Origin of the sequence: Facklamia sp. P12950 (assembly GCF_050409465.1) — a bacterium.
Lineage (GTDB): Bacteria > Bacillota > Bacilli > Lactobacillales > Aerococcaceae > Facklamia.
This window is the reverse complement of sequence record NZ_JBNUPK010000002.1, coordinates 291,059-297,426: the sequence shown is the minus strand read 5'-3', so window position 1 is coordinate 297,426 and position 6,368 is coordinate 291,059. Positions and strand designations below refer to the sequence as shown.

At 37.2% G+C, this 6,368-nt stretch carries 6 protein-coding genes; 5 read left to right on the top strand and 1 reads right to left on the bottom strand.

What is annotated here, in order from left to right; all coding sequences use genetic code 11:
* The first annotated feature begins 316 nt into the window (after positions 1-316).
* From ACQV2Q_RS03330 to ACQV2Q_RS03310, 5 genes are all read left to right on the top strand, one after another.
* Positions 317-1,378 carry an extracellular solute-binding protein gene (locus tag ACQV2Q_RS03330; protein ID WP_428874378.1) on the top strand — a complete coding sequence of 354 codons (1,062 nt, stop codon included), beginning with the start codon at positions 317-319 and terminating at the stop codon, positions 1,376-1,378.
* A 77-nt stretch (positions 1,379-1,455) separates the two neighbouring features.
* On the top strand, positions 1,456-2,478 hold the full coding sequence (locus tag ACQV2Q_RS03325; RefSeq protein WP_428875383.1) for an ABC transporter ATP-binding protein: 1,023 nt from the start codon (positions 1,456-1,458) through the stop codon (positions 2,476-2,478).
* Entirely contained in the window at positions 2,478-4,193 is a 1,716-nt protein-coding gene (locus tag ACQV2Q_RS03320) for an ABC transporter permease (protein WP_428881921.1), read from the top strand. The genes ACQV2Q_RS03325 and ACQV2Q_RS03320 overlap by 1 nt, the downstream gene beginning before the upstream one ends.
* A 255-nt stretch (positions 4,194-4,448) precedes the next feature.
* Positions 4,449-4,679, top strand: a complete 231-nt coding sequence (locus tag ACQV2Q_RS03315; RefSeq protein ID WP_428874374.1) for a PF20097 family protein — start codon at positions 4,449-4,451, stop codon at positions 4,677-4,679.
* Positions 4,680-5,108: 429 nt separating this feature from the next.
* On the top strand, positions 5,109-5,570 hold the full coding sequence (locus ACQV2Q_RS03310) for a Dps family protein (protein WP_428874373.1): 462 nt from the start codon (positions 5,109-5,111) through the stop codon (positions 5,568-5,570).
* Positions 5,571-5,746: 176 nt separating this feature from the next.
* On the opposite strand, the gene ACQV2Q_RS03305 is transcribed toward ACQV2Q_RS03310, so the two are convergent.
* Positions 5,747-6,367: a nitroreductase family protein gene (locus ACQV2Q_RS03305; RefSeq protein WP_428874372.1), complete on the bottom strand. Its 621-nt coding sequence runs from the start codon at positions 6,365-6,367 to the stop codon at positions 5,747-5,749.
* Between the last annotated feature and the right edge of the window lies 1 nt (position 6,368).

Below are 6,368 nucleotides of genomic sequence, written 5' to 3'. Positions count from 1 at the left end.
TTACGAAGATATTTTATAAAGCACCTATCAAAAAGGGAGGTGCTTTTTTGATGCCTAAAATTAAGGAGGTGATATATTGGCAAATAGAATAAAGAAAATAACGGTAGAAATCGGTGGAGATACGACCAAATTACAGGCTGCATTAAAATAAGTAAATATCTTTAACGATATGAATCCATCAACGTTGGTAAGTGTTTAAATTAATAATAAATACTTGAATCAGCTTTTGAAAGGAGAGTAACTTTGTCACAACAATTGACTTTAATAGAGTGGGTTGGTAATCTTAGTTTGAAAAAAATAATGAGGGGCTTAATCAATGAATAAAAAATTTTTAATAGCATCAATGGCCGTTTTGTCTGCATCCGTTTTTACTAGCACTGGACTTGCTAAAGGAATGGCACAAGACGAAAAGCGTACAGTAACGATTTATTCCAATACTTATTATGACGATGCGCGTACGGCTCGGCTTGTCGAATTAGCTGAAGCTGAAGGCTTTTACTTGGAAATGGTAACCGCTCCGGGGGGAGATACTTACAATCGGCTACTGGCTGAGGCAAACGATCCACAAGCGGATGTGATTATTGGGATGGATGAAGCCAACTGGTTAAATGTACAAGAGCAAGTTGATTTACATGCTTTTGAACCAGTTTGGGCCGAAAACGTACCCGAAGAAATTATCATCGGCAAGGGTGAATTTTATCCTTTTGCTGAAGCGTATATTTTTGGGATGTACAATCCTGAATTTATAAACCAAGAAGATGCTGTAAAAACATTGGAAGCGTTAGGCCAAGAAGAGGCGTTGAAGAATAAGTACCGTATTCCGTCGGATTTAGCAGGTTCAACCAACCAAAAAATTATTCTTTCCATGCTAATGCAATACCGCGATGATGAAGGAGAACTTGGAATTTCTGAAGAAGGGTGGCAAAAAGTTGCGGCTTATATCAATAATGGCTACCAAGCACGTGAAGGGGAAGACCAATGGGTGCTTTTCCAAGAAGGCACAACCCCTTATAACTACTATCATATTTCAGGGACTGCGCTTGCCTTAGAAGAGTACGATGGCTTAGCATTAGAGCCAATCGTTCCAACATACGGTATTTTTTCCATGACTGAACAAATCGGGATTTTAGATAAGGGAGAAGAGTATGATTATTCAGCGGCTGAAGATTTCGTAAACTGGTACGGCTCTGATGAAGTGCAAAAAGTTTTTGCTGAAGAATTTGGCTTCTTACCGGTGACGGAAGGTGGCCAAGAAGTGCTTTCCGAACCCCTAAAAGCATTATTAGATAAAATGGTCCGTATGGATGTTGACTGGGATTTCTACCGTCAGAATGTAGATAGTTGGGTAGAAAAATTAGAACTGGAATATATGCCATAAGATCATTCTCGCCAAGTCCTCATCCTCATTTCGAGGCTGAGGCTTTTTGTTTTCTTATTCAATAAAGGAGTGGGCTTATGCTTAAATTAGAATCAATCGAAATTCGTTATGGAGACTTTGCCGCGGTCAAGGGTGTTAATTTATCAATAAATAAAGGAGAATTTTTTACTTTATTGGGTCCTTCCGGTTGTGGAAAAACAACCACCCTTCGCGCCATTGCAGGCTTAACATTACCGAGTCATGGTAAAATTTTATTAAATGAACAAGACATAAGCTATCAACCAGCTGAAAAAAGAAATATCGGCATGGTGTTTCAATCCTACGCTTTATTTCCGACGATGACTGTCTTTGATAACATTGCTTATGGTTTAAAAGTAGCGAAGGTGAATCGTGAAGAAATTAAACAAAGAGTAGCCGAACAAGCGCAATTAGTCGACCTCGACACCACCCTTTTAACTAAAAATGTTTCCCAGTTATCAGGTGGACAGCAACAGCGTGTGGCGATAGCAAGAACGTTAGTTACTGAACCGGATTTAATTTTATTTGATGAACCCTTATCCAATTTGGATGCAAAATTACGCGAACAGTTGAGAGGGGAGCTGAAAGCTATCCAAGCGCGTACAAATCTTACAGCTGTTTATGTTACGCACGATCAACGCGAAGCTTTAGAATTATCAGACCGAATAGCTGTTTTTAATAAGGGGGAAATTCAGCAAGTGGGAACGCCAAGTGAAATTTATAATCGGTCAGAAACAGAATTTGTCTGTAATTTTGTCGGAGATGTCAATTTTCTTTCAGAAAATTTAGTAGAATGGCTGAACCGTCAAAGCGATTTCAAATTCGATCGATCGAAGCGTCATTATATTCGTCCAGAGAACTTGCATGTGAACAGATATCCTTCTGACAATTTAAGTTTTACGACGACCCTTACGAATAAAATCTTTCAAGGAGATGTTATTCTATACGAAGTTGAAGCGGGACCGTCAACACTTCGTTTTATGACGCTCAACCAAACATTGAACACCTTTCAGCCTGGCAATTCTGTGACCCTATCTTTAGATACAGCAAGCATTTTATCCTATGAAAAAGGTGAGAGCTAATGCCAAAAATATCTACTAAAAAGGTGACTCATTTATTCTTCTATACTTTTATCATTTGGCTAGTTATTACCTTTATTATTTATCCGATTAGTGTTGTTTTCACCAATAGTTTACTAGTGGGTGGCAACCTTGATTTTTCTTCAATTGAGAAAGTGTTAACGTCCAATCGCGCCATGCAATCGATAAAAAATTCCTTTGTTTTAGCTGTTTCTTTGGCTGTATCAGTGAATTTCTTAGGCGTGTTTTTAGTTCTAGTCACGGATTATTTTGAGATAAGCGGGGCAAGATTCTTGAAGATGGGCTACATGACCACCCTGTTAATGGGTGGAATTGTCATGAACTTTGGCTATCTACTTGTTTATGGAAAGAATGGGTTTTTGACCAAGTTATTAATGGAGGTCTTGCCCAATTTAGATCCTTATTGGTTTGAAGGATTTGGAGCTGTTTTCTTTGTAATGACTTTCGGCACCACTCATATTTATATGCTTTTCTTATCGTCTGCTATCCGATCGGTTGATTTTAACTTGATTGAAGCAGCCAAGTTGATGGGATCAAGCCCTAGTTATATTTTGAAAACGGTTGTTTTACCAACACTTAAGCCGGTAATTATAACGCTGACTATTATGACCTTCCAAACAGGCTTGGCAGCTTTTTCGGCACCAGTTATGGTAGGAGGGAAGACGTTTCAGACGATTAGTCCATTAATTTTAACCTTTGCTAATCGGCCTGCTTCTAGGGACTTAGCGTCCATTCTATCGATTTTTCTAGGCTTCACCCAAATTTTTTTACTATATAGTATGACTCGTAACGAACACCGCCTGCGTTACTTATCTCTGTCAAAGACGCAAGCTCGTTTGCAAAAGCAAAAAATTCAGTCGCCTATCTGGAATGCAGTAATTCATGTGCTAGCTTATCTTATATTGATAATTTATTCCTTACCGCTCGTGGCTTTAATCATCGCTTCTTTTTCAAAGTCTCAAGCCCTACGATCTGCTAATCTTTCACTTGGTCAGTTAACTTTAGATAATTATGTCAAGGTTTTTTCACTGAGTGACAACCTTCAACCCATTGTGACCTCCATTTTTTATTCATTAATTGCTGCACTGGCAGCCGTTTTTCTAATGGCTATTGTTGCTCGCAAGCTTCACCGTGGGCAGCTAAAATTTTTCACGCCTCTTTTAGAATACGTCTTTTATATTCCTTGGTTGATTCCAGGGATACTGTTGGTAGTGGGGTATCTGATGGCTTATGATCGGCCTTCCTTTTTATTAGGAGGACATTCAGTAATCGGATCTTGGTGGATTTTACCCATAACTTATATGGTAGTTTCCCTTCCTAATTCCTTGAGGTATTTGAAGGCAGCTTATTATGGATTGGATAATCAGTTAGAAGATGCTTCGGTCCTATTAGGAGCTTCATCAGGGTACACCTTTAGAAAGATTGTGTTACCAGTTATCCTACCGACTATCCTAGCACTTATAGCCATTCATTTTAATCGGCTAGTCGATGATTTTGATCTCTCAGTCTTTTTATATCAACCCTCCCAGCCTACTTTAGGTATTGTGATCCGTCGTAATGCGAACGCAGACACTAACAGTGACGCTCAAGCAATTAATGCGGTTTATTCCGTCTTTTTAATGGGGATAAAGGGACTCGCGTTGTATTTCATATATGGTCGGGGAAATCGCTTAGCTGAGGAAAGAAGAGGGAAATAAACCCTAAGGAATCGTCTGTTATTAAAATAAAAAAAAATAAGTAAAATAAAAACGCCACCTTCAAAAGAAAGCCCCTTTACAAATAAAAATAACCATTCTTTCTTTGTGAAGAGAGTGGAGAAATAAACGCAGTACAACTTATTCCATAGTGGCATAAACTGCATCACTTGAACCGTTAAAAGTAAAACGGTTATAATTTCTCTAACCGATAAGTTTGTGATAGTCGGTGCATTAAATTTTAAAGGAGATGATTGTATGAATTGTCCTCAATGTGGTAACGAAATGTTAAAAGGGAGTTTATTAGGAGATCGCTATGCGATTAAGTGGCAGCCCGACGATAAAAAATTAGTCGGTGGTATATTTGCTAGCGGAGGATTCGCTTTAAAGAGTAATGGTTCTTTCTTAAGTCGCCCTAAAGCAGAGGCTTTTGTTTGTGAAAACTGTGAATTATTAACCGTCGATCTAAAAACGCAACGTAAAAAATAATAAGCTCTTAAAATAGCTGGAAAGGCTTGAATTTTCAAGTCTTTTTTTATTAATCAGGGGAAAAATGTTTTAAGACCTCTTGTTAAATTCGCTTGCTTTCTTATTAGTTATTTTATTCGTGTACTTTCGTGAATCGATTCTTATTCATCGCTAACAGGGTTCGCGAGTGAGCAATTGTTCAATGGAACGTTTCAAGAGGTGTTTTCTTTTACTAATTCATTTGGTAGATAGTTCTTGTTGCTGGCTAATCAGTGTCGGATAATAGCTGTTTTAATTAAAAGGATGAAGGGAAACCGAAGTGATTAATTTTTAAGTATGGTTGAAGATAAGCATAATAATTAACTATTGAAGAGGAACATGCTATGCTAAAGATATAAAGCAATGGTGAGAAAAACCTTGCTTTAAAAGCAAAAAATAGGAGGAAATCGTATGGAGAAAAAGGTGTTTGATCTATTAAATAAAGTGGTTGCTACACAAGGTGTTTTCTATACTCGGCTGCATCAATTTCATTGGTATGTAAGCGGAACACGTTTTTTCACACTGCATGAAAAGTTTGAAGAATTGTATGATCAGGTGACAGCTGATATGGATGAGGTTGCTGAACGTTTATTAGCTATTGGTGGTCAGCCATATGCCACTTTAACAGAATTTATTGAACATTCTGTTATTAAAGAAAGTACTAGTGATCAAGCATTATCACAAGATCAAATGGTAGAAGCGATTGTCAACGATTATAGAACATTAATTGCTTTGTATGATGAAGGTATTCACTTAACCGATGAAGCAGAAGACTTTCCATCAAATGATATGCTCATTGCTTTAAAATCCGAGGCTGAAAAAACAATTTGGATGTTAAATGCTTACTTAGATAAAAGTGCTAATGAAAAATAGTCATAACATCTCCCTCCGTTATAAGAGGGAGTTTTTTTGTTCAGTGAATTCTTTTTAAGAAGATTGTTTAAGTTTATTGGCGTATTTTTCTATTTAAAGCTTAATAAAAGATTTAAAAAAGAAGTATTATCCATTTGGACAATACTTCTTTTCAAATGTTAATGAAAGTGTTTTACTTATTTTTTAACGATGAATCGCTCTTCTACTGGTTGGAACTCTTTAGGGCCAGCTGGTGAACCGATTTCGCCAAATGGCATTTGAGCGACTAATTCCCAGTCTCTAGAAATGCCATAAGTTTCATAAACTTTTTCATCAATCACACCATTATAGTGTTGTAAGGAAGCACCTAAATGTTTCTCAGCAAAAGCAGTCCATACATTAAATTGATGCATAGCATTAGTATGTTGAGCCCAAGTAGGGAATCCATCAGCAAAGATAGGGAATTGTTCTTGCAAACCTTTAACGACTGTCTTATCTTCGAAGAAGAGAACGGTTCCGTATGCATTTTTGAACATATCCATTTTTTGTTGTGTTCCTGTGAAATCAGCATCTCCCATCATCTCTTTTAAAGACTCTGTAGTTAAATCCCAAAGTTGTTTGTGGTTATCGTTTAATAGTAAAACGATACGTGTACTTTGTGAGTTGAAAGCTGAAGGTGTAAATTTAATTACATCTGCAATGATACTTTCAATTTCTGAGTCACTGATTGGTGATGCAGCCTTCAAATCGTAAATTGAGCGTCTTTTCTCAATCATGTCTAAAAAGTTTTCTTTTGGTTCTTTACTAAATAATCCCATT

Bases quoted from the DNA above. Each gene is read 5' to 3' on its own strand.
- ACQV2Q_RS03325 (WP_428875383.1), top strand. From the start codon at position 1,456: ATGCTTAAATTAGAATCAATCGAAATTCGTTATGGAGACTTTGCCGCG.
- ACQV2Q_RS03330 (WP_428874378.1), top strand. From the start codon at position 317: ATGAATAAAAAATTTTTAATAGCATCAATGGCCGTTTTGTCTGCATCC.
- ACQV2Q_RS03315 (WP_428874374.1), top strand. From the start codon at position 4,449: ATGAATTGTCCTCAATGTGGTAACGAAATGTTAAAAGGGAGTTTATTA.
- ACQV2Q_RS03320 (WP_428881921.1), top strand. From the start codon at position 2,478: ATGCCAAAAATATCTACTAAAAAGGTGACTCATTTATTCTTCTATACT.
- ACQV2Q_RS03305 (WP_428874372.1), bottom strand. From the start codon at position 6,367: ATGGGATTATTTAGTAAAGAACCAAAAGAAAACTTTTTAGACATGATT.
- ACQV2Q_RS03310 (WP_428874373.1), top strand. From the start codon at position 5,109: ATGGAGAAAAAGGTGTTTGATCTATTAAATAAAGTGGTTGCTACACAA.